This window comes from Aquitalea magnusonii (assembly GCF_002217795.2).
Lineage (GTDB): Bacteria > Pseudomonadota > Gammaproteobacteria > Burkholderiales > Chromobacteriaceae > Aquitalea > Aquitalea magnusonii_B.
Genome location: NZ_AP018823.1, coordinates 4,185,085 through 4,210,735 on the forward strand (window position 1 = coordinate 4,185,085; position 25,651 = coordinate 4,210,735).

Sequence of the window (25,651 nt, forward strand, 5' to 3'; positions counted from 1 at the left end):
ACACGCATGAAACTTTCGCGCCAGCACAGAATCCGACCCGCCCACAGCCGGTGCGGCTGCATTTTGCAGCGCAAGATATCGCAAATGCGAATGGTCTGTAAGCCTTCCACTACAAGGATTTGCGCTTTTCTTGCTTTGCAGCAAGCAAGGCTTGGAATCAACAGAGGCAAAATAACAACACCAACGGCAAGTAGCGCAAGCAAAACGCGCATCAAGCGCAGCCGGATTTTTTAGCAACTGACAAGGTGGCAACACCCAGCCCAAGTGCCTGCAAGGTAGCAAAGCCACTACATTGCAGTTGTGGCAGCATGTTGCCAAAAGCAAGAAACCACGGTCGGCAACCCGCCGACAGATCAGGTTCACTCGACAACACCCCGCCAGCGCAGACCGGCACCGACAAGGACAAATACATGCTCCGCAATACCAAGATTCTCGCCACGCTGGGCCCAGCCTCCAGCACCCCGCAGCAGATCCTGGCGCTGGCCCGCGCCGGGGTAAACGTATTCCGCCTCAACATGAGCCATGGCAGCCACGACGACCACCGCGCCCGCCTGGCCGCCATTCGTGCCGCCGAAACCGAACTGGGCCGCCCCATCGGCGTGCTGGTTGATCTGCAAGGCCCCAAGCTGCGCATCGGCACCTTCCCGCAAGGCCCCGTCAGCGTGAGCGCCGGCCAGTCTTACCGCTTCGTGCTGGATCAGGTGGCCGGAGATGGCCAGCAAGTCACCCTGCCCCACCCGGAAGCCTTTGCCGCGCTGGAACACGGCCATCACATCCTGGTGAACGACGGCAAGCTGTCGTTTCACGTGGAACGTGTGCAGGACCGGGTGATTGAAACCACCGTGGTGGTGGGTGGCGAACTGTCCGACCGCAAGGGCTTCAACCTGCCGCAAACCATCCTGCCGCTGTCGGCCATTACCCCGAAAGACCGCAAGGACGCCGAATTCGCCCTGCAGGAAGGGGCAGACTGGATTGCGCTGTCCTTTGTGCAAACGGCTGAAGACGTACGCGAACTGCGCCAGATGATAGGCAGCAGCGTGGGCATTGTGGTGAAGATTGAAAAACCGTCGGCCGTAGACCAGCTGGACGAGATTGCCGAGCTGGCCGACGCGGTGATGGTGGCGCGTGGCGACCTGGGCGTGGAACTGCCGCCGGAAGACGTGCCGGTGGTACAGCGCCGCATCGTGCATCAGTGCCGCCACCTGGGCCGTCCGGTGATTGTGGCTACCCAGATGCTGGAATCCATGATTACCGCCCCCACCCCCACCCGTGCCGAGGCCAACGACGTGGCCACCGCCGTGTATGAAGGTGCCGACGCCGTCATGCTGTCGGCGGAAACCGCCGCCGGCTCCTTCCCGGTGGAAGCCGTACAGATCATGGACCGGGTGATCCGCCGCGTGGAAAGCGCACCGGACTACCGCCGCGTGATGGCACTGGACTACAGCGCCGCCGACGCGCCGGAACAGGCCGATGCCATTGCCGCCTGTGTGCGCAAGGTAGCCGCCATCCTGCCAGTCACCGTGTCTGCCGCCTTTACCACCTCCGGCTCCACCTGCCTGCGCCTGGCGCGCGAACGGCCGCACACCCCCATCATGGGCATCTCGCCACGGCTAAGCACCGCCCGCCGCCTGACCCTGGTATGGGGCGTGGTGGCCTATAACGGCCCGGATGCCGAGAACCTGGAAGACATGGTGGTGAAAACCACCTTCTGCGCCACCAAGCTGGGGCTGGCCGAACAAGGCAAGCCGATGGTGATCATCGCCGGTGTGCCATTCGGTACGCCGGGTGCCACCAACCTGTTGCGCATCGTCTATCCCTGATCATCCATCCTGGCCATCTGCCGCATGAAAAAAGCCGCCAGTGCATCATCCACTGGCGGCTTTGTCATCTACAGTTCAATCAATCAATCAGTGCCGTAATGCGGCGAGTACGGCCCGAACAACAATCCGTTGTAATGGCCGGCATACAACAGGCGATTACTGGTGATGGCTGCCACGTCATGACCACTATCACTCAGATTGTGAGCAATCTGCTTGATGGCGGCAGAAATCAGCGTGCCCACCAGTCCTCCACCATTATTGTTGTTCTGGTTTTCCGCACTGGAAGCGCTGGCACTTCCGCTCCACAACTCTGCACCGGTACGCAGGTCCACCAGCCGGGCCGATGCTGCCACCACCGTGACACTGTCCAGCACAGTGTAAGTAGCGCCATATTTGCTGATGGTGACATATAGCGCCGCATCTGCACCAAAGATGTCGCGCAACTTGGCTGGAGTCACCTGATGGATATCCCCCGCCACCGTGAGGCCGTTCTGCTTGAAGGTACTATCCACCAGCGCCACCGGCAGCACATAGTAGCCAGACTCGGCCAACGGGTATGTCAGCAGGGACAGCACGCTGTAACCCGCATTGACATCCGGAGTGTTGTTCAAGGGCGGCAGTACCAGAATGCTGCGGGGCTTGCTGGCCTTGTAAGCGGTGTAATCAAGCTTGGCCGGGGGTTGACTGGCACAGGCCGACAACAAGACTGCCACCACCAGCGCGCTGATCAAGCGTATGAAATGTCGCATGTTCTATCCTTACTTCTGGTATTTCTTCAGCAGGAAATCGATATAGGCCGCTGACTCGGGAAAGGCAGCTTTTTCGGCCTGCAATTGCTGCAAAGCCAGGTCGTCACGACCGGTTTCTGCATACAACATACCCAGATGTGCGCGATAGCCCGGGGGCGGGACATTACCCTTGGCCGCAATGCGCTCCAGTCCTTTTTCCAGCTCGGTAATCTGCTGTTGTGGGCTCTGTCCCTTGAAGTGCTCATACACTTGCGGCTGGTATGCTTCCCACTGGTACAAGGTCTTTGGCGCCTGGGCACAAGCAGCCAACAGGCAAAGGCTTAGCAGCGCCATAAGCCGGCGTGATGCTTTGGTCATTGTCATTACAGGCTCCCGTCCTAGTTGCGTACCGGCTGCCAAGCGCCAGCATCAACCGCTTCTGTCAGGCGGTTCACCGCTTCACGGATCGCCAAATCCAGCACCTTGCCATTCAGGGTAGAGTCATAGCTGGCCGTCCCGCCAAAACCGATCACTTCACGGTTGGACAAGCTGTATTCACCCGCACCCTGCGTGGAATACACCACTTCGGAAGTGGCAGTGTTGACGATGTTCAGATTCACCTTGGCATAGGCAATCTGCTGCTTGCCACGGCCCAGAATGCCGAACAACTGCTGATCGCCCACTTCCTTGCGACCAAACTCGGTGACATCGCCGGTAATTACATAATCAGCACCCTTCAGCTTTTGTGACTGTTGCTTGATGCTGGCTTCCTGCCTGGTTTCCGCCATGTTTTCGCGGTCCAGCACATTGAAGCGGCCGGTCTGCTGCAGATGCGTGGTCAGGATGGTTTTAGCCTGACTGCCCAGACGATCAACACCATCGGAGAACAAACCACGCGCATAACTGGAACGATTATCGAATTTGCCGATGGATATCGGAGTGCGGACGCCCGCATACGGTTTGGCTACGCTATTGACTTGGGCTACCGCCAGGGATTGCGAACTCTCGGTCGCACAGCCAGTCAAGCTGGCCAGCGCGCCCAGCAGAAGCAGGGCGCATGCTTTCTGTTTCATGGTGATTCTCCGCGGATATTCATCACATATTGATAAGCAATGGCCGTATACCAACGCAGGCCATTGAAAATGGACACACTACCATACCATCTACATATATCCAGCACCAATCAATCCAGTATGGGTATTGAGTGAGCAAAGGAAAGTCTCAGTGGCTTGATCTAAAAGGAAATATTGTCATTTCTTAAGAAAAGACTCGTTCAATAAAGTGATAAATGCTTGATAAAGATCAGTCCCATCGGGGCTGGGACTGCAGGTCTTATGCGCTTGCGTTTACGGCGATGCGGGCTGGCTTGGAATATGTCCGGCCAAGGCGGGAATACTTTGCAAGAAGGCATCCAGTTGTGCAGCCCACAAGGCGGCCGGATGACGGCTCAGGCCGTGGCCATCGCCATCCGGCACCGCAGGTGCATGGACAAAACGGGTGGGGCTGCCGCCCGCAGCGAATGCCTGGTGCCAGGCCACCGGTGCATCTGCCCCCCAGTACTGGTCGTTTTCGGCATACAGCCACAGATTGGGTAATACGGTGTGGCGGCCAAAATCGGCATACAGCGTGGTGAGTGCAAAGGGGTCACAACTTTGGCCGGGTGATTTCTCCGGGTTGCCACCAGCGCCACCGGCAAAGTTGATATAGCCAATCACCCCTGGCGGCGTAGTCGCGCCCACTGCCACCGTCAGCAGACCACCAACCGACTGGCCTTCCAACACGATGGGCTGGCCCGCGCCCCAAGGCTGCTGCGCTATCCAGCGGATGGCTGCCTGCACCGCCGCGCCGCCCGCCTCGGCGGTATGACGAAAATCAGGATGACCACTGCACTGGCCCGGTGCCAGCATGCGGGCACTGTGATATTCCGGGTCGCCACCGCCGGTACTGCCATAGCCCGGCCGGATGGGCGCCACGATGATGAAACCCTTGTCCAGCCAGTAGGCAATCTGGCTGCGGCCCATGGGGTATTTCAGCTGATGTCGCTCCTGCGTGCTGCCGGCACGGCCATGGGAAAACAGCAGTACCGGAAACGGTCCGTCCCCTGCCGGGCGGTACAACAGTGCCGGCATGTCCAGCGTGCTGCCAAACAGGCCTGCGCCAGGCAGTGGAATGCTGACTTCCTGCGGGGCAGGCAGACTGGCAGCCCGTACCGACAGCACCAGACCGAGAGCCAGCAGCATGGCCCGGCTGTAACGACGACATTCACGCCACATGGTCTTGCTCCAGAATGTCTGCCAGCAAAGCCGCCAGGCCGGCAGGGTTGTCTTCACTCATCGCGTGGCCGGCGTCAGCCAGCACATGCACGCTCACCCCATCTTGCGCAAGGCAGGTCAGCCCCGGCTGGGGCAAGGAGCGCTCGCCCACCACCACGCTGCGCGGCATGGTGAGCGCCAGTAACTGGCTGCGCCAGCCAGGTTCGACGCCCTGAACCAGCGACACCGCCGCGCGGTGTACCGCAGGCGCATGGCTGGCAGAGAGCGAGCCGGCCCACAGCGGGCTGCCTTCGCGGCTGGCCAGCCGCGCCATGCGGCGCTGGCCACGACTGACAAACTCCTGTTCGCTCATGGCTGCCAGTGCGCGGCTGAACACGCCGCCACCGGCGTCCAGGTTTGGTTCCAGCAACACCAGCCGTGTCACCGGTGCCGGACGCAGGCTGCAGGCGGCTATGGCCACGGCACCGCCCATGCTGTGGCCAACGATGTCCAGCTGCGGCAGGCCAAGATGATTGATCAGCCCCGCCACGGTTTCGGCATGCGCGGCAATGGTGTAGGCAAAGTCGTCAGGCCGGTCGGAAAAACCGGCACCCAGCAAGTCCAGCAACAAACGCCGTCTTCCGGCCAAGGCCGGATCGGCCGCCACGCGGGGAAAGTCGCTGGAGGCAGCACAGCCCAGGCCATGCACAAACAGCAGCGGCACACCGCTGCCGGGCAGGTCGTGATAACGCAATGCCCCATGGGGGCTGTGAAATACTTGCATGCGGATGCCGGGAAACCGATGAAATGAGCGTGGCTCAGTCTACCGCAGCCATGTGACAAGCGGCAGATGCCACCGGAATGCAAAACAGGCCGCATGGTGCGGCCTGTCGTGATTCATCCTTGCTGGAGAAGATCAGTTCTTGCTGTAGATCTGGTCAAACACGCCGCCATCGGCAAAGTGTTTTTTCTGCGCACTGCGCCAGTCGCCAAACACGTCCTTGAGGGTGAACAGCTTCACCTTGGGGAACTGGCTGGCGTATTTGGCGGCAATCTTGGGGTCACGCGGGCGGTAGTAGTTTTCCGCCGCAATGGTCTGACCTTCCGGGGTGTACAGGAACTTCAGATAGGCCTCGGCCTGCTTGCGGGTGCCTTTCTTGTCCACCACCTTGTCCACCACGGCTACCGGCGGCTCGGCCAGAATGGAGATGGACGGGGTGACGATGTCAAACTTGTCCGGGCCCATTTCCTTTACCGCCAGCACGGCTTCGTTTTCCCAGGCCAGCAATACATCGCCCAGGCCACGCTGGGTAAAGGTGAGCGTGGCACCGCGTGCGCCGGAGTCCAGTACCGGTACATGCTTGAACAGCTCGGCCACATAGGCGCGCGCCTTGGCTTCATTGCCGCCATTCTTCTTCAGCGCATAGCCCCAGGCGGCCAGGTAGTTCCAGCGGGCGCCACCGGAGGTCTTGGGATTGGGGGTGATCACCTGCACATCGCTGCGCACCAGATCGTTCCAGTCCTTGATGTGCTTGGGATTACCCTTTTTCACCAGGAACACGATGGTGGAGGTGTAAGGCGAGCTGTTGTCCGGCAGGCGGGTCTGCCAGTTTTTCGGCAACAGGCCTTCATCAGCCAGCACATCGATATCGTAAGCCAGTGCCAGCGTGGCCACGTCGGCGGCCAGACCATGCTGGATGGACAGTGATTGCTTGCCGGAGCCGCCATGCGACTGCTTGATGGTGAGCTCTTCGCCGGTCTTTTTCTTCCATTGCTCGGCAAAGGCCTTGTTCACATCCTGGTACAGCTCGCGGGTGGGGTCGTAGGACACGTTCAGCAGTTCGGCGGCCTTCAGCGGCGTAACGGCCAGCAGCAGCACGGCTGCCAGCGCTTTCAGATTGGTGCGGATAGTCGTCATGTTGTGGCTCCTGAGTCGAAGGGCTTCGGTTGATGCAGCACACTGTAATCAGGAATGGTTTATCACCAGAAATGATTGTTTTTCATTCCGTTATTCAAAAATAATCTAAGAAGCCGTGCGATGTGCGTCCCTGACAAATCACCATAAGAAATATAAAAACAATTATTTATCACTTTTTAAGCTATTGAATTTGCCCTATAGTTTGCTCTGACCGTTTCCGAGAGCTTGCCATGACCACCATTGCCGCCGATTTCGACTTCATCATCCAGCCAGGCTGGAGGGGCAGTGCTGCCAATCATTGGCAAAGCCACTGGGAACAGCGCCTGCATGCCATCCGGGTGGAAAACCACAACTGGGAGCAGCCCGATCTGGAAGATTGGCTAGCCGGGCTGGACCACGCCCTGTCGCAGGCGCGCCGCCCGGCCATCGTGATTGCCCACAGCCTGGGCTGCATTACCGTGGCCCATTATGCGCGACGTCATCCGGACAGGATTGCCGCCGCGCTGCTGGTGGCTCCGGCCGATGTGGAAAGGCCCTTCGTGCCGCGCGAGCTGATGCCGTTTGCACCGCTGCCGCGCCAGCCGCTGCCTTTTGTCAGCCGCGTGGTGGCCAGCGACAACGACCCGTTCTGCAAATCTGCCCGTGCCGCGCGCATGGCTGGCTACTGGCAAAGTCCGCTCACCTGGCTGCACCAGGCCGGGCATATCAACGTGGCTTCCGGCCATCAGCAATGGGAAGAAGGTCTGGCCCTGCTGCCACCCTTGCTGGAGCGCGCCCGCGCCCGCGGCAACATCGCGGCCTGACGCAGCACGCAGGAACTGTCCGCACCGGCAGGCCATCAAAGCTGCTTTGACCACGCTCTCTGGCGGTGTCAAACTGCCAAGCTTGTGTTCTCTGATGCCATTGCCGAAAAGGATGCCCCATGTTTGCTGCTAGCCCGATCAAGACCGCCATTGCCGCCCTTGCGCTGACCCTGCCGATGCTGGCCCATGCCGATGCCGCACAGGATGCCGCCGCCAAGGAACTGGCCCAGGTGATCGGCCTGAACAATATGCCGAATGACCTGGCCAACCGCACCACCGGCTCTGCCGGCCCGCTGCTGCAGGAATACTTCGTCAAGAACAAGATCAATCTGTCCCAGGAGCAGCAGAAAAAAGCCCAGGATGGTTTCAAGGCCTATGCTGAAGGCGTACACAAGACCGCCGCCGACTATTTCAACTCTGCCGCCGTGAAAAAGCAGTTTGAACAGGAAGTGGTCAAAAACTACAGCGCACAGTTTTCCGCCGCCGAAATGCAGCAGATCGTAGCCTTCTACAAGACCCCGGCCGGCCAGAAGCTGATGAAGCAGCAGCCGGTGGTGATCGACGGCATCATGAAGAATATGCTGACCTCGGCAGAAAAAACCCTGCTGCCGAAAATGCGTACTGCCGCCGAAACCTACGCCAAGTCCATCAGCAAGTAAGACCTGTCAGCACCCTGACAGTACAATGATGAAACGGCCCTGCAGGGCCGTTTTTCATTGATCCTGATGTGGCACCATCAGCACACTCTTGGTGAATGTGCAGGGCTCAGCACCCAGATTGTGATAGCTGCATGGCTGATCCAATGCAAAAGCCAACGACTGCCCGGCTTGCAACACATGGGTTTGCTGTTGCCGCGGTAACTGCAATTGCAGCTGTCCGGCCAGTACATACAGCAGCTCCTGACAGCCGGGCGCGTCGGCTTCGGCGTGATAGCTGTCACCGGCCGCCAGTTGCCAGCGCCACAGCTCCAGTGTCTTGCCCGGCATGGCCAGCGACTCCAGCAAGCTGGCATGGCTGTCAGCCTGCTCGCCCTGCCAGATGCGCAGCGGCAAAGCCCGGGCCTTGTCGCTTAGCGACGGCGGGCGCACCACGTCGACAAAACTCAGCCCCAGTGCCGAAGCCAGCTTGTCCACCGTGGCAATGCTGGCATTGCTTTCCCCGGCTTCGATATTCACCAGCATGCGGCGGCTGATGCCCGCCCGCGTGGCCAGCACTTCCTGACTGTAGCCTTGCTGCAGGCGTGCCAGACGCAGATTGTCTGCCACGTTCTGCATCACTTGCAGTGACCCGTTTGCTGGCTTGTTCATGGCTATGTGCAATATATTGCCCAAATGGTGATTTGTGCATTATATTTCACAGACTCCTCACCCGCAACGAGAGCACGTCCATGACATCGCTGACCGCCACCGCCAGCCTGCCGCCCAGCCCATCCCGCCTGCCCGACCTGGTGCTGATCGGCGTCACCATGATCTGGGGCTTCACCTTTCTGGTGGTGCAGCATGCGCTGCAATGGGCCGGGCCATTCAGCTTTGTCAGCCTGCGCTTTGGCATCGCCGGCCTGATTGCCCTGCTGCTGTGCTGGCGCGAGCTGCGCGGCCTGAGCCGGCGCGAGCTGCTGACCGGCGCACTGGTGGGCAGCGTGCTGTTTGGCAGCTACAGCCTGCAGACGCTGGGCCTGCAACTGATTCCCAGCAGCAAGTCGGCTTTTCTCACCGGCCTGTATGTGCCGCTGGTGCCATTATTCCAATTACTGCTGTTTCGCCACCGGCCACGGCTGGCGGCCTGGCTGGGCATCATCGTGGCCTTTGGCGGGCTGGTTTTGCTGTCCGACCCGCGCGGCCTGCAATTCAATTTCGGCGCAGGCGAATGGCTGACCGTGGCCGGGGCTGCCATGATCGCACTGGAAATCAGCCTGGTGGGCCGCTTTGCCGGCCAGTGTCACCCGCGCCGGGTGGCGGTGGTGCAATTGCTGACCGTGTCCTTGCTGGCGGCACTGGGCTGGCAACTGAGTGGCGAAGCCGCGCCGCAGGCGCATCCGGTATTGCTTGTCAGCCTGCTGGGCATGGGGCTGGCCACTGCCGTCATCCAGATTGCCATGAACTGGGCGCAGAAAACCGTCCCCGCCACCCGCGCTACCATCATTTATGCGATGGAGCCGGTCTGGGCCGGGCTGGTGGGTGCCATCGCCGGTGAGCAACTGGGCATCATGGCCATCAGCGGTGCGGCGCTGATTGTGGCCAGCGTGCTGATCAGCCAATTGGGCGGACGACGCCCGCACTGACGCGCAGATGGCAGACAAAGCACTTGCCAGCAGCAACCGAGCCGGCACATAAACGGCAGGACCACCACTCCAGCCCAATCGCATGTCCGACTACATCACGCTGCTTGATCAGGTACGCCACTGCCGGCTCTGTGCCGATCAACTGCCACAGGGCCCGCGCCCGGTGCTGCAACTGCATCCAAGTGCGCGCTTGCTGATTGCCGGGCAAGCACCAGGCCGCAAGGTGCATGCCTCAGGCATTGCGTTTGACGATGCCAGCGGCGCCCGCCTGCGCGACTGGCTGGGCCTGGATGCCACACAGTTTTACGACCCCACGCTGGTGGCCATTCTGCCCATGGGTTTTTGCTATCCGGGCAGCGGCCCGCATGGCGACCTGCCGCCACGGCCAGAATGTGCCGCCCACTGGCGTGTGCCGTTGCTGCAGCAATTGCCCAAGCTGCAACTGACGCTGCTACTGGGTCAGCATGCGCTGGCCTGGCATCTGCCGGCTGCCGGCAACATCACCCAGGCGGTACGCAACTGGCAGGCCGGCTGGCCGCATATCCTGCCGCTGCCCCATCCCAGCCCGCGCAATAATCTGTGGCTGCAGCGCAACCCCTGGTTTGCTGCCGAGGTGCTGCCGGTGCTGCGCCAGCGTGTACAACAACTGCTGGGCACAAGCTAAACCACATTCCACCGCTTGTTTGACCAAGGGGTTTGCCAAAGCCGGGCCGGCATGATTAGGCTTGGCACTTGTCTGCTTCTTTTCTGGATGTCATGAAACCTGTCGATCTGATCAAGGGCCTGCTGGCCATCGTGCTGGCGCTGGCTTTTCTGCTGTGGCTGTACGGCACGTTCACCAACCAGCCGGATTTCGTTACGGCGGCAATGTGGCTGGGTGATGCGCTGGTAATGATTCCGGCCTATCTGATTCCCGCCATCACCGCCTGGCTGGTGAAAAGCCCGCGCCTGAAAACCATTGTGCTCATCAATGTGCTGGGCGGCTGGCTGCTGATTCCCTGGATCATCGCCATGGGCATGGCCATCAAGCGTGACGACTTGCGCACCCAGGACTGACGCCGCCGTGTACGCAGCTTGATGGCGGCGGCAGCCTTCCCGTAAGCTGCCGCCATGTCTGCACACACCTCCCCCTCTCGTCTGGCCGCCTTGCTCGCCCCGTTCTTGCACGACCGGCTGCTGCATGTGCTGCTGTTGCTGATGCTGCTGCTATGGCTGCCACAGCCCGCGGCGGCCAGCCAGTTTGTCCACTGGATAGACTGGCCCACCATCACCACCCTGTCCGGCCTGCTGTTGCTGACCAAGGGCGTGGAAGCAAGCGGCTATCTGGCTCATCTGGGCCGCCTCATCATCAACCGGCTGGCGCGGGAAAGATCGCTGGCGCTGTTTCTGGTGGGCATGTCGGCCCTGCTGTCCACCGTACTCACCAATGATGTGGCGCTGTTCATCGTGGTGCCGCTTACCCTCAGCCTGCGTGGCATTGCCGGTCTGCCCATTGGCCGGCTGGTGATATTCGAAGCGCTGGCGGTGAATGCCGGCTCGCTGCTCACCCCGATCGGCAACCCGCAAAACATCTTGCTGTGGCAGTTGTCCGGCCAGTCCTTTGCTGCGTTTACCTGGCAGATGGCCCCGCTGGCACTGGGCAGCATGGCGCTGCTGCTACTGGCCACCGCCCTAGCGTTTCCCGGTCAGCGCATTCATGCCGAACTGCACGACGACGCCAGCGGCTATCAGCCCGGTCTGTTGTGGAGCTGCGCCTTGTTGTACATCGGCTTTATCGTGGCGCTGGAATCCGGCCATGCGCTATGGGGCCTGGCGGCGGTGCTGGCCGGCATTGCCCTGCTGCGCCCGGCCCTGCTGCTGGCGGTGGACTGGAGCCTGATTGCCGTGTTCATGCTGATGTTTGTCGATATCCGCCTGCTGACCGGGCTACCGCTGGTACACCACTGGACCGATGCCGTGGCCGGGCTGAGTAGCGGCAGCCTGTACCTGACCGCCCTGCTGGCTTCGCAGCTGATCAGCAATGTGCCTGCCACCATCCTGCTGGTGAAATACAGCAGCGCCTACAAGGTGCTGGCCTATGCGGTGAATGCCGGTGGTTTTGGCTGCGTGCTGGGTTCGCTGGCCAACCTGATTGCCCTGCGCATGGCGGGCGAGCGCGGCATCTGGCTGCGTTTTCATCTGTATTCCCTGCCCGCGCTGCTGCTGGCAGGCGTGCTGGGCTACTGCCTGCTCTGACATCCCGTCCCGCCATTCCACGCAAAAAAGCCCGGTCACCGTGACGGTGCCGGGCCAAGCTCCTGATGACTAGCCGTGCTTACAAAGAGGGCAGCAAGCCAGCCGCGACAAAGCGGTTGTAACTGCCGCTGGCCACCAGCGCAGCGGCCTTTTCGATATCCGGTGCGAAGTAGCGGTCCTTGTCGTAGAACGGCACTTGCGCACGCAGTTCGGCCTTGGCTTCTTCCAGCTTGGCGCTGGCCTTGTGCGGGGCGCGGAAGTCCACACCCTGGCAGGCAGCCAGCAGTTCCACGGCCAGAATGCCGGCGGTGTTACCGGCCATATCGCGCAGACGGCGACCGGCAAAGGTGGCCATCGATACGTGGTCTTCCTGGTTGGCCGAGGTGGGCAGGCTGTCCACCGAGGCCGGGTGCGCCAGCGATTTGTTTTCCGAAGCCAGGGCCGCACCGGTGACCTGGGCAATCATGAAGCCGGAGTTCACCCCGCCATTGTTCACCAGGAAGGGCGGCAGCTTGGACAGGTTGCTGTCGATCAACAGTGCCATGCGGCGCTCGGACAGCGAGCCGATTTCGGCAATGGCCAGCGCCAGGTTGTCGGCGGCAAAGGCCACCGGCTCGGCGTGGAAGTTGCCGCCGGACAGGATGTCGTTGTCGTCGGCAAACACCAGCGGGTTGTCCGATACCGAGTTGGCTTCCACTTGCAGCACGCTGGCGGAGTGACGGATCTGCGTCAGGCAGGCACCCATCACCTGCGGCTGGCAGCGCAGGCTGTACGGGTCCTGCACCTTGCCGCAGTTTTCGTGCGAGTGTTCGATTTCGCTGTGTTCCAGCAGCGCACGGTAGGCGCTGGCGGCATCGATCTGGCCGGCATGGCCGCGCACGGCGTGGATGCGGGCGTCAAACGGGGTGCGGCTGCCCTGCGCGGCTTCCACCGACATGGAGCCTGCCACCACGGCAGAGGCAAACAGGTCTTCGGCGGCAAACAGGCCTTCCAGCGCAAAGGCGGTGGAGGCTTGCGTGCCGTTGAGCAGGGCGAGGCCCTCTTTCGGGGCCAGGGTGATGGGCTGCAGACCGGCAGCCTGCATGGCTTCACGGCCATGTACGCGCTGGCCGTTGACGAAGGCTTCACCCTCGCCGATCAGCACTGCGCTCATGTGCGACAGCGGGGCCAGGTCGCCGGACGCGCCCACCGAACCCTTTTGCGGAATCACCGGGTAGATGCCGTGGTTGAACAGCGTGACCAGCGCTTCGATCACCTGACGGCGGATGCCGGAGAAACCACGCGCCAGCGAGTTGATTTTCAGTGCCATCACCAGACGCACGGTGGAATCATCCATCGGCGCGCCAATACCGGCAGCGTGCGACAGCACGATGGAACGTTGCAGCAGTTCCAGCTCGTCCGGTGCAATGCGGGTATTGGCCAGCAGGCCAAAACCGGTGTTGATGCCATAGGCGGTGCGGCCTTCGGACAGCACGCGTGCCACGGTGGCGGCGGAAGCGTCGATGCCGGCGTGGCAGGACGGGTCCAGTTGCAGCTTGAGGCCGGTTTCACGTGAAACGCGGCGCAGGTCGGCCAGTGTCAGTTGGCCCGGTACGATATGGAGAATGCTCATGGTTTCAGTCTCTATTGATTGTCAGCTGGCCTCACGCCCGCAGGCGTGGCCGGATATGTTCTTGTTGTAGCGCCTGCCCTGCCGCCGATGCCAGGGCAATGGCGCTGATGACGTGATTTCTGCACAGAGAATGCCCGCGGCAAGGTAAGGCCGGATCGGGCATGCTCTACCCGGCTTATTTCAGCATCGGCAGGTCCAGGCCCTGCTCACGCGCGCAGTTTTTGGCGATGTCGTAACCGGCATCGGCATGACGCATTACACCGGTACCCGGGTCGTTACGCAGTACACGGCCCACGCGCTTGGCGGCTTCGTCCGTACCGTCACACACAATCACCACGCCGGAGTGCTGCGAGAAGCCCATGCCCACGCCACCACCGTGGTGCAAGGACACCCAGGTGGCGCCGCCAGCGGTATTCAGCAGGGCGTTGAGCAGCGGCCAGTCGGACACGGCATCCGAACCATCCAGCATGGATTCGGTTTCGCGGTTGGGCGAAGCCACCGAGCCGGAGTCCAGATGGTCGCGGCCAATCACGATCGGCGCCTTGAGTTCGCCATTCTTCACCATTTCGTTGAAAGCTGCACCCAGACGGGCACGGTCTTTCAGGCCCACCCAGCAGATACGTGCCGGCAAGCCCTGGAAGCTGATGCGCTCACGCGCCATGTCCAGCCAGTTGTGCAGGTGCGGGTCATCCGGAATCAGTTCCTTCACCTTGGCGTCGGTCTTGTAGATGTCTTCCGGGTCGCCGGACAGCGCCACCCAGCGGAAGGGGCCGATGCCTTCGCAGAACAGCGGGCGCACATAGGCCGGAACAAAGCCGGGGAAGTCGAAGGCATTCTCTACGCCCTCTTCCAGCGCCATCTGGCGGATGTTGTTACCGTAGTCCAGCGTGGCGGCACCGCGCTGTTGCAGGGTCAGCATGGCGCGTACCTGCACGGCCATGGACTTTTTGGCGGCAGCGGTGATTTCAGCGGCGTCGGTCTTTTGCTTGGCGCGCCATTGTTCCACCGTCCAGCCTTGCGGCAGATAGCCGTGTACCGGGTCGTGAGCGGAGGTCTGGTCGGTCACCACATCCGGGGTGATGCCACGGTTCACCAGCTCGGTGAACACATCGGCGGCATTGCCCAGCAGGCCGACGGACACCGCCTTGCCGCTTTGCTTGGCGTCTTCGATGATGGCCAGCGCCTCGTCCAGCGATGTGGCCTTGCGGTCCACGTAACGGGTTTTCAGGCGGAAGTCGATGCGGGTTTCATCACATTCCACGGCGATCATGCTGAAGCCGGCCATGGTGGCAGCCAGCGGCTGGGCACCACCCATGCCACCCAGACCACCGGTCAGGATCCAGCGGCCTTGCGGCTTGCCGTCGAAGTGCTGGTTGGCCACGGCAAAGAAGGTTTCGTAAGTCCCCTGCACGATGCCTTGCGAGCCGATGTAGATCCAGGAGCCGGCGGTCATCTGGCCGTACATCATCAGGCCCTTCTTATCCAGCTCGTTGAAGTGTTCCCAGTTGGCCCAGTGCGGTACCAGGTTGGAGTTGGCAATCAGCACGCGCGGCGCGTCGGCGTGGGTGTTGAACACGCCCACCGGCTTGCCGGACTGGATCAGCAGGGTCTGGTCGTCTTCCAGACGCTTGAGCACGTCCAGGATGGTGTCGAAACATTCCCAGTTGCGGGCAGCGCGGCCGATGCCGCCATATACCACCAGGCTTTGCGGATGCTCGGCCACTTCCGGGTCCAGATTGTTCTGGATCATGCGGTAGACGGCTTCGGTCAGCCAGCTTTTGCAGGAAAGTTCGGTGCCGCGCGGGGCGCGGATCACACGGGTCGGGTCAAAGCGGCTGTCTTGTTGTGCTGCGCTCATTGCTGTCTCCTTGGTACTGCCATGTTGTCGGGCAACTGCCCTGAATTCCTTACCGGGAACCGCTGACAAAACCCCGCTCCAGCGTTGCGCCGCCTTGGCACGGGTTCCCTACACGGTTTGCTTAGCGGTTCTTACTGCGAGGCCAGATGACGGGTGATACTCCACGCCAGCCGGGCCGCCGTCTTCGCGCCGTGGCTGTCGATATCGAATTGCGGGTTCAGCTCCACCAGGTCGGCCCCGGCCAGCTTGCCGCTGGCGGCAATGGCGCTGACCAGTGCTTCCACCACCGGCAGCTCCACCCCCATGGCGGCAGGAGCGGACACCGCAGGCATCACGCTGGCGGGCAGCACATCCAGATCGATGGTGAGATAGACCATGTCCACCTGGTCGATGAAGTCCTGCACCGTACGCTGGGCATTGGCGAGGCCCGCCTGGTTCAGTGCGCTGTCCAGCAGCCACTGCACGCCCAACTGCCCGGCACGGGCAAACAGCGCCTGGGTGTTGGATGGCTCGGCCACGCCCAGGCACAGGTAATGGAAGGGACGGCCAGTCGCGGCACAGTCAGCGGCAATCTGCGCAAACGGCGTGCCGGAAGTGGCCTCGGCTGCCTCGCGGATGTCGAAGTGGGCGTCGAAATTGATGATGCCGATTACCTGGTCCGGATGCGCTGCGGCCAGGCCGCGCCAGGTGCCGTAGGCGGTTTCGTGGCCACCACCCAGCACCAGCGGAAAGTGCCCGGCACGCGCCAGTTGCTCCACCGCCGCCGCCAGCCGCAGGTGGGCGGCGTCCAGATCGCCATCGCTACAGGCCACATCGCCCATATCGCACAATGGCCGGTCCTGATGCCAGGCCAGATTGGCCAGTGCCTTGCGGATGACGGCGGGAGCTGCCGCCGCACCGACACGGCCCTGATTGCGCCGCACGCCTTCGTCGCAGGCAAAACCGGCAATGCCGATGCCTGCCGGCAGGCCGGGTGCAAACGGCGTGGCCAACTGGTGCCAGCGGCGCGCCAGCTCGCCTTCACCGGCGTCCACGCGGCCGGTCCACAGCTTCATGTCTGGAGTCATTGTGTTGTTTCCTTGCCCGGACGCTGGCCACGGAATACCCGTTCGGCCAGCGGGTTGACGCCGAGTCCGTAGACGATTTCGGCAGGGTGTTCGATATCCCACAGCAGCAGGTCGGCGACATGATCCAGCGCCAGCTTGCCGTGGCTGTGGCCACGGCCCAGCGCCTGGGCGGCATGGCGGGTAGTACCGGCCAGCGCTTCTTCCGGCGACAGGCCGAACAGCACGCAGGCCTGGTTCATCGCCAGCCGGATGGAGGCAAACGGGCTGGTGCCGGGGTTCAGATCGGTGGACACCGCCATCGGCACACCGGCCGCGCGCAGCAGTTCGACTGGCGGCTTTTGCGTTTCACGCAGGAAGTAAAATGCACCCGGCAGCAGCACTGCCACCGTGCCGGCCACGCGCATGGCTGCCACACCGGCCTCGTCCAGATACTCGATATGGTCGGCCGACAGGCCGCCAAATTCGGCTACCAGCGCCGCACCCTGCAGATTGGAAAGCTGCTCGACATGGCCCTTCACCCGCAGGCCGTGCCGTTGCGCGGCTTCGAACACGCGGCGGGTTTGCGCCGGGGAAAAACCCACGCTTTCGCAAAACACATCCACCGCTTCGGCCAGGCCTTGTTCTGCCACGGTGGGCAGAATGTCTTGGCAGACGTGCTGGATATAGCCATCGGCGTCACCGGCAAATTCCGGCGGCAGCGCATGGGCAGACAGCAAGGTGGGGACAATCTCCACCGGCTGGCTGTCACCCAGTTGGCGGGCCACACGCAGCTGCTTGATTTCATCTTCCAGGTTCAGGCCATAGCCGGACTTGGACTCCAGCGTGGTGACGCCTTCTGCCATCAGCGCCTGCAAGCGCGGCAGGCTGGTGGCGGCCAATTGTGCTTCGCTCAGCGCACGGGTGGCGCGCACGGTGGAGACAATGCCACCGCCTTGCGCGGCAATCTGCTGATACGGCACGCCCAGCAAGCGCTGCTCCCATTCCGCCGCCCGGTTGCCGCCATATACCAGATGGGTGTGGCAATCGATAAAGCCGGGGGTGATCCAGCGGCCAGCCACATCGATAACCTCGCCATCGAAACTGGCCGGGTTCAGCTGACCTTGCGGCAGGATGGCGGCAATACGGCCCTGCTCCACCACCAGCAGGTGGTCGTGCAACGCGCCATAGGGCGCGGGGTGCTGCGTATCCATGGTGGCCAGCCGGGCATTGAGCCACAGGCTGCGCATATTGTTGGTGGGCTTGCTCATATCTGCTCCTGATTTGTATATACAAATAAACCCTGCTCTATGGCTTGTCAACCACGATGTCTGATTGCATACAACATGCAAACACTATTAAATCAACAATAATCAAACAGTTGCACAAATAAAAAGGGGAGCCGCGGGCTCCCCTTGTGCATCAAAAATCCAACAGTATTTGTATAGTCAATTAGCCACAGCCGGGTTTCAGCTATCCACCCAGTTCACCCAGCCGTAGTGCCATGTCAGCAACACGATGATGCCGAACACGATGCGATACCAGGCAAACACCATGAAGCTGTGGCTGGAAATGAAGCGCAGCAGCCAGCGCACGCAGAAGAAGGCCGAGACAAAGGAAAACAGCAGGCCCACCACCCAGATGCCCAGGTCATCCGCCGCCAGCAGCGCACGGTCTTTATACAGCGAATACAGCGAGGCAATGATCAGCGTGGGAATGGCCAGGAAGAAGGAAAACTCGGTGGCCGCCTTGCGCGACAGGCCAAACAGCATGCCGCCGATGATGGTGGCACCGGAACGTGAAGTCCCCGGCACCAGCGCAAAGGCCTGGGCGCAGCCCACCTTGAGCGCATCCAGCGGGCTCATTTCCTCTACCGTCTGCACCCGGATGCTGTGCTGGCGACGCTCGGCCCACATGATGACCAGCGCACCAATGATGAACATGCTGGCCACCACCGGGGCGTTGAACAGATGGGCCTTGATGGCCTTGCTGAACAGAAAGCCCAGCGCGGCGGCCGGGCAGAAGGCAATCGCCAGGTTGAGAATGAAGCGTCGTGCCGCCGGGTCGTGCCGGGCACCGCCCAGTACCGCAGCAATCCGCGCGCGGTATTCCCAGATCACCGCCAGGATGGCACCGGACTGGATGACGATTTCAAACAGCTTGCCGCGTTCATCGTTGAACTTGAGCAATTCCCCGGCCAGGATCAGGTGGCCGGTGGAGGAAATGGGCAGAAATTCGGTCAGCCCCTCGACAATGCCGAGAATGGCTGCCTTGAGCAAAAGCAGTGTGTCCATGATGTTGTTGACTGTGTTGGCAGGTTGGTAAGGATGATGGCGAAATACTGCGACAGCATAGCCGACATGGATGACAGAATCACGGCAAGCTGCAGTTTTAGCGCCCGGCAGCGGCGCGCACCAGGCCTGCAGACGTGCAGACGGCGGCCCTGTCAGACCGCCGCCACCGCGTGCTTGCTCACCATCCCACCTGGACACAAGGCCGGCTGTTAGCTGCAGCCGGCACCGTGCAGAGGCTTATTTCTTCACCCGGCTTTGCGAGCGCAGCTTGTAACGCCCGCCCGGATGCACCAGCCGGGCAAAAGTCACCAGATTCTTGTACGACCAGGTGCGCCGCAACACCAGCAGGCAGGGCTCGCCAGCGGCGATATCCAGCATGGCCAGCTCGCGCGCATCCGGCAGGATGGCTTCCACGCTGTGCTCGATATCGGTCAGCGGGCAGGTTTCCATCAGGTATTCATTGGGGGTGCGGCGGCTGAAGTCCTGCAGGATGTAATCCGGTGCCCAGGCCGGATTCACATAACGGTCTTCCAGTTGAATAGGCAGGCCGTCTTCACGGTGTACCAGGATGGAGTGATAGATGGGCGTACCCACCTTCACCCCCAACTGCAGGGCAATCTCTTCACCTGCCGCGATGGTTTCCAGCTGATGCACGTCGGCGCTGTGCGTGTGGCCGCGCGCTTCCACTTCCGCCGCGATATTGTTGATGTCCAGCAGCGGCGATTCGGCCTTGCGTTCGGCCACATACGTGCCATCCCCGGCAAAACGCAGCAGGATGCCGGCCTCGGCCAGGTCGCGTACCGCCTTGTTCACCGTCATGCGCGACACGGAAAACTGGCTGGCCAGCTCCAGCTCCGGCGGGATCTTGTTGCCCGGCAGGAATTCCTTCTTGCGAATGCCTTCCAGAATGTATTCCTTGATACGCAGATAGCGCGGTTGAGCTGTGGCAGGCACCTTGTGTTCCATGAAAGCAGAGTGATGAATGTAGACATTCTAGACCGGCCAGCCATGCCAATGGCTGATCCAGCGCAGAATTCCGTGTATCAGCATGCCCGCTTCGGACGGTGCTGACCAGCCTGATCGCCCAAACAGTACCACCGCAGGCAGAAGACTGGCCGGCATTGGGTTATGATCAGCCCATTTTACTGCTCGCGAGATGCCTGATGGCCATTCCCTTGCCCGCTGCTGCCCAACTGATTCCGCTGGGCAATGACCTTACCCTGCTGCAGCTCGATAGCGGCAGCTTCTGCGCCACCCTGTCCTTGCTGGGTGGCCAGTTGCTGTCTTATCAGCCCTACGGTCAGCAGCCCTGGCTATACATGTCACCACAAGCCCTCCTGCAAACCGGCAAGGCCATTCGCGGCGGCATACCGGTATGCTGGCCCTGGTTTGGGCCGCATCCCACCGACAGCAGCGCACCGGCGCACGGCGTGGCGCGGCAGCAGCCCTGGCAATTGCTGGCGGTGGAACAGGATAGCGATGCGTTTCACGTGAAACTGCAAGGCCCGCACTGGCAAGGGCTGGATGTTGAACTGGAATACACCCTGTCCGACCACATTGCCATGCAGCTGCACACCCATAATCACAGCCAGCAACCACACACGGTGAGCACGGCGCTGCACAGTTATCTGGCTGTCAGCGACAGCCGCCGCATCCGGCTGGCCGGGCTGGAAGATGCCGTGTTCGAAGACAAAGTGGCCGCCCGCTACAGCCGCATGCCATCCGCGGCACTGCAACTCAATGGCGAGTTCGACGCCATTGTCTATAGCGAGGCCGACGTCATCCTGAGCGACCCTGGCTGGCAGCGCAAACTGCATATCAGCCGCCGCGGCTCGGGCAGCGTGGTGGTGTGGAACCCGTGGCAGGACAAGGCCGCGCGGCTGGCGGACCTGCCGGATGAGGGCTGGCAGGATTTTGTCTGCATCGAAGCGGCGAATGCCGGCGAAGACAGCTACACGCTGCCGCCAGGTGCCAGCCATACCCTGGGCTGCCAGATACGGGCAGTCTGAATCAGACGGGCCTGCCCCCCATCCCGATGGACAGGGTATACTGCCAGGCATTCCGCCATGCATGGCGTTGTAGTGGATTGATAGTCAATGGCAAGACAGCACACGATTTCCAGTTATCTCCCCGTCACCTTCCCCAATGGCAACCGGGTGCGCCGCTTCGGCAAGCACTGCCCGCACTGCCATGCCATGGTGGGTTGTGAACACATGTCCGGACTGGCCAGCCTGCAGCAGGACAAGCTGTTTCTGGCGGCGCAGGGCAGTTGTCCCGCCTGCCACCACCGCTTTCCGGTGGCCTGCGTGATTACCGACGACAAGCGGGTACACCGGGTGATGCTGCCCTTGTGGATTTATCGCCTGTGGCTGCAGATGGCCACCCGCAACGCCCCGCAGTTGCCGGCGCGGGAAAACTGGGAAGTGGCCGAGGAAGTGCCGCAGCCTGTGGGTATTGTGGTGTCGGATGTGAATGCGGTAACGCGTTCCACTGAAATCCTGGGGCGTTTTCATGACCAGACCATCAGCGCCTGGGTGGAATACGAAGGCCGCCGTTTTCTGTTCGAGCGTGCCGCGCCGCCCGGACAGTTCACGCTGGGCGAACAGGAGCTGCTGCTGGCCGGTGCGCTGATTTACCGGCAGCAGGAAATCGCCACCACGGCATGAGCAAGCTTACGCTCTGATCGACATCATCCAGCCCGGCCCAGCCGGGCTTTTTGTTGGCCGCGTTTACCAGCCAAGTCATAGCGGGATCGCAATGCCTACGTTTTAACAGCCGGTTGTCCGCTGCGCGGTGATGTTTACATGGCGGAGCTGTGGCAAAACCGGAAGCCATCACGCTGACGACGCAGCCCCTTCTCCCCGTGGCGCGCGCCGACTGGGGCGGGTTGGGCAAGGTTTTAAGCCGCCGCAATGTCTGAGCCATTCGACGATAGCGAATGGCGAGTTCGGCGGCGCCTTGCCCGGCCCGAAGCAGGCGGGGTTTCGCGCAACCTGGGGTCGCCTAGGGGTGCAGGGGAGCTGGCGAGGCAGCTCCCCTGCCTGCTCGGCGGGCAGCCCCGCCATGAAAAACAGCACCGCGTAGCGGTTCAAAATTTAATTCCCTGCCGGAGTTGGCAACGACGGCGAAGCTCTAGATACAATAATCCCCCCACACCGCCTGCACCGCCGCCACCGCCGCCAGCGCAGCGGTTTCGGTGCGCAGGATGCGCGGCCCCAGTTTCAGCGGGGTCCAGCCGGCAGCCAGCGCGGCACCTTCCTCGCGGGCGGAATAACCACCTTCCGGCCCGGCCATCAGCCAGGCCCGCTTGGGTGCGCTGGCGATGTCAGCCAGCTTTTGCGTCCCCAACGGCGACAGGATCAGGCGCGCATCCGCCTGCTGTTGCTGTTGCAGCCATTCATTCAGACTGAGGATGGGCAGCACCTGCGGCAAGGTATTGCGGCCGCATTGCTCACAGGCCGATTGCACGATTTCCTGCCAGCGCTGCACCCGCTTGTCAGCCCGGTCGCCGGACAGCTTCACCACCGAGCGTTCGGCGGCAATCGGCTGAAACAGCGACACCCCCATTTCCACCCCTTTTTGCAGGGTGAATTCCATACGGTCGCCACTGGAAATGGCCTGCGCCAGGCCCAGCCAGATGGGCGACTCGCGGCTGATGTCGTCAAAGCGGGTGATTTCACAACTGGCATCACGCTTTTGCAGCGCCAGCAAGGTGGCCTGATACTCCCCACCCTGTCCGTTGAACAGGGTCAGGCTGTCGCCTTCCTTCAGGCGCAGCACCTGGATGTGACGGACAACGGTATCGGGCAGCGACAGGGTTTGACCTGCCGCCAGCGCTGTTTCGATAAAAAACCTTGGCATGGCGTATTGAAAGTCCGTGGTGATAACGGTATTTTGCTTTGTTTGCTGCAGTTGCAACAACTCGTCTTTGGCAAGTGGCTATTCTGACAGCTTTTCCCGCCAAGCTCGGCCCTGACGACGCATGACGCGTCCGCATTCCTGATGAGCACCACCGTTGAATGGGGGCCTGGCATGCCGGATTTGCAACTATTCTTCCAGAGTGAGCCCAGCTTACCCTACCTTGCCCGCACCGGCTGACCGATAACAGCGGGACCCAGGAGAACATAATGCAGGTGGTTGAACAGGTGATGCAGGTTGTCCGGGACGTGGCACGCCAGGAGGTGATGCCGCGCTTTTTGCGCGTGGGTAAAACGCGCAAGGACGACGGCTCGCTGTTTACCGAGGCGGACATGGCCTGCCAGCAGGCACTGGGCGACATGCTGCCGCGCGTGCTGCCGCACCCGGTGCTGGGCGAAGAAATGACGCGCGAAGAGCAGGATGCCCTGTGGCAGGACAACCCGGACGGCCTGTGGGTGGTGGACCCCATCGACGGCACCACCAACTTCGTCAACGGCCTGCCCTACTTTGCCATTTCGGTGGCGCTGATGGTGCGCGGGGTCAGCGAACTGGGGGTAATCTACAACCCGGTGTCGGACGAAATGTTCTATGCCCGCCGTGGCCAGGGTGCCTGGCTCAATGGCCGTCGCCTGCCCTTGAAAACCACCCGCAACAGCATGGGCGATGCCATTGCCGCCGTCGAGGTGAAATACCTGCGCTCCGGCAAACTGGCGGCGCGCATGAGCAGCGTGGCACCGTTTGGCAGCCAGCGCAGCATGGGTTCCAGCACGCTGGACTGGTGCTTCCTGGCAGCCGGCCGCTACGACCTCTACCTGCATGGCGGCCAGCGCCTGTGGGACTACGCCGCCGGGGCGGTCATCGTAGAGGAAGCCGGCGGCTGCCTGGCCAGCCTGAATACCGACGATTACTGGAGCGACACGGTGTGGAAGCGTTCGGTGATTGCCGCCATCGACCCGGAACTGTACGGCCACTGGCACCGCTGGGTGCGGGCTAATCAGTAAAAAACGGCCCGTCAGGGCCGTTTCAACTTATTGACAAACCGCCTCTCGCTTTCAGGGAAAGGGCGGGGGGATTGGGATTAGATGGGAAGGCTGCGGAATCAGGTGCTTGGTCGTAAGGCCCGGCTTGGCCGGGTCCGGTGCAAGCGAACCAGATTACTTTGTCAGCAGCCTAAAACGGCCCGTCAGGGCCGTTTTCCATTACCGATCCAACCATGCAGCAATCAGTAGTTTTCCGGGCAGAAATGCCGTTCCACCAGCTCGATCAGAATATGCAGCACCTTGATGTGCAGTTCCTGCACGCGGTCGGCATACTGGCCGCCCGGAGTGTTGACGTAAACGTCGGCCAACGGCTCCAGCCGGGTGGCGGCACGGCCGGTAAGGATGATCACCTTCATGCCCAGTTCGCGCGCCACCGTGGCGGCGTTGACGATGGTCTGGCTATTGCCGCTGGTGCTGATGCCGATCAGCACATCGCCGGCCCGGCCATGGCTTTCCAGATAGCGCGAAAACACATGTTCGTAGCCAAAGTCGTTGGCCACGCAGCTCATGTGGCTGGGGTCGGAAATGGCAATGGCGGCCATGCCGCGCCGGTTGTTGCGGTAGCGGCCGGTCAGTTCTTCGGCAAAGTGCATGGCATCACACATGGAGCCGCCATTGCCGCAGGAGAAGATGCGGCCACCAGCGGCCAGGCTGGTAATCAGTTGCTGCGCAGCTGCTTCAATACTGGCCAGCGCCTGGGGATTGGCCAGCAGATTGTTGAGAGCGGTCTGCGCCTCAGTCAGGCTGGACTGGATATGGGAAATCATCGGTGATCCGTCTTGCGTGTGGGCAACGGCACCGCGCCATTGCCATCAGTAAACAGGGCCGGCCCAGCGGCCAGCCCCTGCATCATACCCTGCCCCCGGCCACGGCAGGAAACCCCGGCCAGGTAAAATTTGGCACAGCACAATCAGCGCAGCACAATCAGCGCCGTGCCGGCACAACTGACCAGGGCTCCCAGCCAGGCCACCAGTGGTGGTGGCTGTCTGTTCACCCACCACAGCATGGGCAGGATCAACACCGGACTGAGCGCGGAGAGCATGCCCACCGTGGCCACATTGGCGTGTTGCAGCGCCAGCATGATCAGCGTCATGCCCAGGCCCAGCGCCACCACGCCGTTCAGCGCCGTCTGAGCCAGGATGCGCGGAATGAAGGCCCCGCGGCTCTTGGCCAGCGGCAGACCACCGTACAGCAACAGGTAATGCACCGCACAAGCCACCCCCATGCGGATGGCCGAGGCAGTGACCGGCTCCAGCCCGCCGGCAATGGCCGGTTTGGCAAAGAAGGTGCCCAGCGCCTGACACAGCGCCGCCGCCAGGCCCAGCAACACCCCGGCTTTCAAATGTGCCGGCTGCTCCCAGGCCTTGCCTTGCTGCTTGCCACGGCCAAACGCCACCGCCAGCAGCACGCCGCCAAACACCATCACGCTGCCGACAAAGGCCGGCAGGCTGAGCTTTTCCTGCAGGAACAACAAGCCCAGCAGCACGGAAAACACCGAGTGGGTGGCAAACAACAGGCCGGAGCGCCGGGGGCCCAGCCGGTTCATCGCGGAAAAATACAGGGTGTCACCCAGAAAGATGCCGGTCAGGCCGGACAGCAGCGCCGGCAGCACATTGGCCCACTGCATGCTGTGCCAGCCGCCAATGGCCAGGCTGATGCCGCCCAACAGCAGCGTCATCAGGCTCAGCCGCAGGCGGGTAAAGGTGAAGGGGCCGAAATGGCGGGATGGCCCGGCACCGAGAATACCGCCCCAGGCCCAGCAGGCTGCCGCGCCCACGGCGGCAAGGTCGTACCACATGACAATCCAGTCAGTCCCCGGCGCGGGGCCGGATAGGTGTTGGAAAAGCGC

26 protein-coding genes are annotated in these 25,651 nt (G+C 61.9%); 10 read left to right on the forward strand and 16 right to left on the reverse strand.

What is annotated here, in order from left to right; translation table 11 throughout:
• Positions 1 to 410: 410 nt before the first annotated feature.
• The gene (gene pyk / locus DLM_RS19625; protein WP_089082393.1) at positions 411 to 1,820 is read left to right on the forward strand and encodes a pyruvate kinase; all 1,410 of its coding nucleotides are present in this window, start codon (positions 411 to 413) and stop codon (positions 1,818 to 1,820) included.
• An 83-nt stretch (positions 1,821 to 1,903) separates the two neighbouring features.
• On the opposite strand, the gene DLM_RS19630 is transcribed toward pyk, so the two are convergent.
• The 6 genes from DLM_RS19630 to DLM_RS19655 all read right to left on the reverse strand — a co-directional run bounded on the left by DLM_RS19630 (position 1,904) and on the right by DLM_RS19655 (position 6,718).
• The gene (locus DLM_RS19630) at positions 1,904 to 2,569 is read right to left on the reverse strand and encodes a DUF799 domain-containing protein (RefSeq protein ID WP_089082394.1); all 666 of its coding nucleotides are present in this window, start codon (positions 2,567 to 2,569) and stop codon (positions 1,904 to 1,906) included.
• Between the two features lie 9 nt (positions 2,570 to 2,578).
• A complete protein-coding gene (locus DLM_RS19635) occupies positions 2,579 to 2,848 on the reverse strand; it encodes a DUF4810 domain-containing protein (protein WP_231959913.1) in 270 nt (89 codons plus the stop codon).
• 98 nt (positions 2,849 to 2,946) lie between these two features.
• Positions 2,947 to 3,621 (reverse strand): CsgG/HfaB family protein, encoded by a 675-nt coding sequence (locus DLM_RS19640; protein ID WP_089082396.1) that lies wholly within the window; start codon positions 3,619 to 3,621, stop codon positions 2,947 to 2,949.
• A 273-nt stretch (positions 3,622 to 3,894) separates the two neighbouring features.
• Positions 3,895 to 4,821, reverse strand: coding sequence for an alpha/beta hydrolase family protein (locus DLM_RS19645; RefSeq protein ID WP_089082397.1), 927 nt, complete (start codon positions 4,819 to 4,821; stop codon positions 3,895 to 3,897).
• Positions 4,811 to 5,584: an alpha/beta fold hydrolase gene (locus DLM_RS19650; protein WP_089082398.1), complete on the reverse strand. Its 774-nt coding sequence runs from the start codon at positions 5,582 to 5,584 to the stop codon at positions 4,811 to 4,813. Before DLM_RS19650 ends, DLM_RS19645 begins: the two co-directional genes overlap by 11 nt.
• Positions 5,585 to 5,716: 132 nt before the next feature.
• A complete protein-coding gene (locus tag DLM_RS19655) occupies positions 5,717 to 6,718 on the reverse strand; it encodes a sulfate ABC transporter substrate-binding protein (protein WP_089082399.1) in 1,002 nt (333 codons plus the stop codon).
• Positions 6,719 to 6,948: 230 nt separating this feature from the next.
• Between DLM_RS19655 and DLM_RS19660 the strand changes: the two genes are divergently transcribed.
• Together DLM_RS19660 and DLM_RS19665 are read left to right on the forward strand one after the other, a co-directional pair.
• Positions 6,949 to 7,521 (forward strand): RBBP9/YdeN family alpha/beta hydrolase, encoded by a 573-nt coding sequence (locus DLM_RS19660; protein ID WP_089082400.1) that lies wholly within the window; start codon positions 6,949 to 6,951, stop codon positions 7,519 to 7,521.
• A gap of 119 nt (positions 7,522 to 7,640) precedes the next feature.
• Positions 7,641 to 8,180 carry a DUF2059 domain-containing protein gene (locus tag DLM_RS19665; protein ID WP_089082401.1) on the forward strand — a complete coding sequence of 180 codons (540 nt, stop codon included), beginning with the start codon at positions 7,641 to 7,643 and terminating at the stop codon, positions 8,178 to 8,180.
• A gap of 54 nt (positions 8,181 to 8,234) precedes the next feature.
• On the opposite strand, the gene DLM_RS19670 is transcribed toward DLM_RS19665, so the two are convergent.
• Positions 8,235 to 8,828, reverse strand: coding sequence for a helix-turn-helix domain-containing protein (locus tag DLM_RS19670; protein WP_089082402.1), 594 nt, complete (start codon positions 8,826 to 8,828; stop codon positions 8,235 to 8,237).
• Between the two features lie 80 nt (positions 8,829 to 8,908).
• Here DLM_RS19670 and DLM_RS19675 point away from each other — a divergent pair, with 80 nt between their 5' ends.
• The 4 genes from DLM_RS19675 to DLM_RS19690 all read left to right on the forward strand — a co-directional run bounded on the left by DLM_RS19675 (position 8,909) and on the right by DLM_RS19690 (position 12,037).
• A complete protein-coding gene (locus DLM_RS19675; RefSeq protein WP_089082403.1) occupies positions 8,909 to 9,802 on the forward strand; it encodes a DMT family transporter in 894 nt (297 codons plus the stop codon).
• Between the two features lie 82 nt (positions 9,803 to 9,884).
• Positions 9,885 to 10,466, forward strand: coding sequence for a uracil-DNA glycosylase family protein (locus DLM_RS19680; protein WP_089082404.1), 582 nt, complete (start codon positions 9,885 to 9,887; stop codon positions 10,464 to 10,466).
• A gap of 92 nt (positions 10,467 to 10,558) precedes the next feature.
• Positions 10,559 to 10,858: a superinfection immunity protein gene (locus tag DLM_RS19685; protein WP_089082405.1), complete on the forward strand. Its 300-nt coding sequence runs from the start codon at positions 10,559 to 10,561 to the stop codon at positions 10,856 to 10,858.
• Positions 10,859 to 10,912: 54 nt separating this feature from the next.
• Positions 10,913 to 12,037 (forward strand): SLC13 family permease, encoded by a 1,125-nt coding sequence (locus DLM_RS19690; protein WP_089082406.1) that lies wholly within the window; start codon positions 10,913 to 10,915, stop codon positions 12,035 to 12,037.
• Positions 12,038 to 12,116: 79 nt separating this feature from the next.
• On the opposite strand, the gene hutH is transcribed toward DLM_RS19690, so the two are convergent.
• The 6 genes from hutH to hutC all read right to left on the reverse strand — a co-directional run bounded on the left by hutH (position 12,117) and on the right by hutC (position 19,798).
• Complete coding sequence (gene hutH, locus DLM_RS19695; protein ID WP_089082407.1) at positions 12,117 to 13,649, reverse strand: histidine ammonia-lyase; 1,533 nt, start codon at positions 13,647 to 13,649, stop codon at positions 12,117 to 12,119.
• Between the two features lie 175 nt (positions 13,650 to 13,824).
• A complete protein-coding gene (gene hutU, locus DLM_RS19700; RefSeq protein WP_089082408.1) occupies positions 13,825 to 15,507 on the reverse strand; it encodes a urocanate hydratase in 1,683 nt (560 codons plus the stop codon).
• 131 nt (positions 15,508 to 15,638) lie between these two features.
• Positions 15,639 to 16,574, reverse strand: coding sequence for a formimidoylglutamase (gene hutG, locus DLM_RS19705; protein ID WP_089082409.1), 936 nt, complete (start codon positions 16,572 to 16,574; stop codon positions 15,639 to 15,641).
• The gene (gene hutI, locus DLM_RS19710; RefSeq protein WP_089082410.1) at positions 16,571 to 17,821 is read right to left on the reverse strand and encodes an imidazolonepropionase; all 1,251 of its coding nucleotides are present in this window, start codon (positions 17,819 to 17,821) and stop codon (positions 16,571 to 16,573) included. The genes hutG and hutI overlap by 4 nt, the downstream gene beginning before the upstream one ends.
• 198 nt (positions 17,822 to 18,019) lie before the next feature.
• On the reverse strand, positions 18,020 to 18,844 hold the full coding sequence (locus DLM_RS19715; protein ID WP_089082411.1) for an undecaprenyl-diphosphate phosphatase: 825 nt from the start codon (positions 18,842 to 18,844) through the stop codon (positions 18,020 to 18,022).
• Positions 18,845 to 19,081: 237 nt separating this feature from the next.
• A complete protein-coding gene (gene hutC, locus DLM_RS19720) occupies positions 19,082 to 19,798 on the reverse strand; it encodes a histidine utilization repressor (RefSeq protein WP_231959914.1) in 717 nt (238 codons plus the stop codon).
• A gap of 209 nt (positions 19,799 to 20,007) precedes the next feature.
• Between hutC and DLM_RS19725 the strand changes: the two genes are divergently transcribed.
• Positions 20,008 to 20,853, forward strand: a complete 846-nt coding sequence (locus tag DLM_RS19725; RefSeq protein WP_089082513.1) for a D-hexose-6-phosphate mutarotase — start codon at positions 20,008 to 20,010, stop codon at positions 20,851 to 20,853.
• An 87-nt stretch (positions 20,854 to 20,940) separates the two neighbouring features.
• Complete coding sequence (locus DLM_RS19730) at positions 20,941 to 21,510, forward strand: hypothetical protein (protein WP_089082413.1); 570 nt, start codon at positions 20,941 to 20,943, stop codon at positions 21,508 to 21,510.
• Between the two features lie 466 nt (positions 21,511 to 21,976).
• On the opposite strand, the gene DLM_RS19735 is transcribed toward DLM_RS19730, so the two are convergent.
• Complete coding sequence (locus tag DLM_RS19735; RefSeq protein WP_089082514.1) at positions 21,977 to 22,705, reverse strand: 16S rRNA (uracil(1498)-N(3))-methyltransferase; 729 nt, start codon at positions 22,703 to 22,705, stop codon at positions 21,977 to 21,979.
• A 266-nt stretch (positions 22,706 to 22,971) separates the two neighbouring features.
• On the opposite strand from DLM_RS19735, the gene DLM_RS19740 reads away from it, so the two are divergent.
• Positions 22,972 to 23,763, forward strand: a complete 792-nt coding sequence (locus DLM_RS19740; RefSeq protein ID WP_089082414.1) for an inositol monophosphatase family protein — start codon at positions 22,972 to 22,974, stop codon at positions 23,761 to 23,763.
• Positions 23,764 to 23,984: 221 nt separating this feature from the next.
• Here DLM_RS19740 and gmhA read toward each other — a convergent pair whose 3' ends face one another.
• Together gmhA and DLM_RS19750 are read right to left on the reverse strand one after the other, a co-directional pair.
• Positions 23,985 to 24,569: a D-sedoheptulose 7-phosphate isomerase gene (gene gmhA, locus DLM_RS19745; protein WP_089082415.1), complete on the reverse strand. Its 585-nt coding sequence runs from the start codon at positions 24,567 to 24,569 to the stop codon at positions 23,985 to 23,987.
• 143 nt (positions 24,570 to 24,712) lie between these two features.
• Positions 24,713 to 25,600, reverse strand: coding sequence for a DMT family transporter (locus DLM_RS19750; protein ID WP_089082416.1), 888 nt, complete (start codon positions 25,598 to 25,600; stop codon positions 24,713 to 24,715).
• Between the last annotated feature and the right edge of the window lie 51 nt (positions 25,601 to 25,651).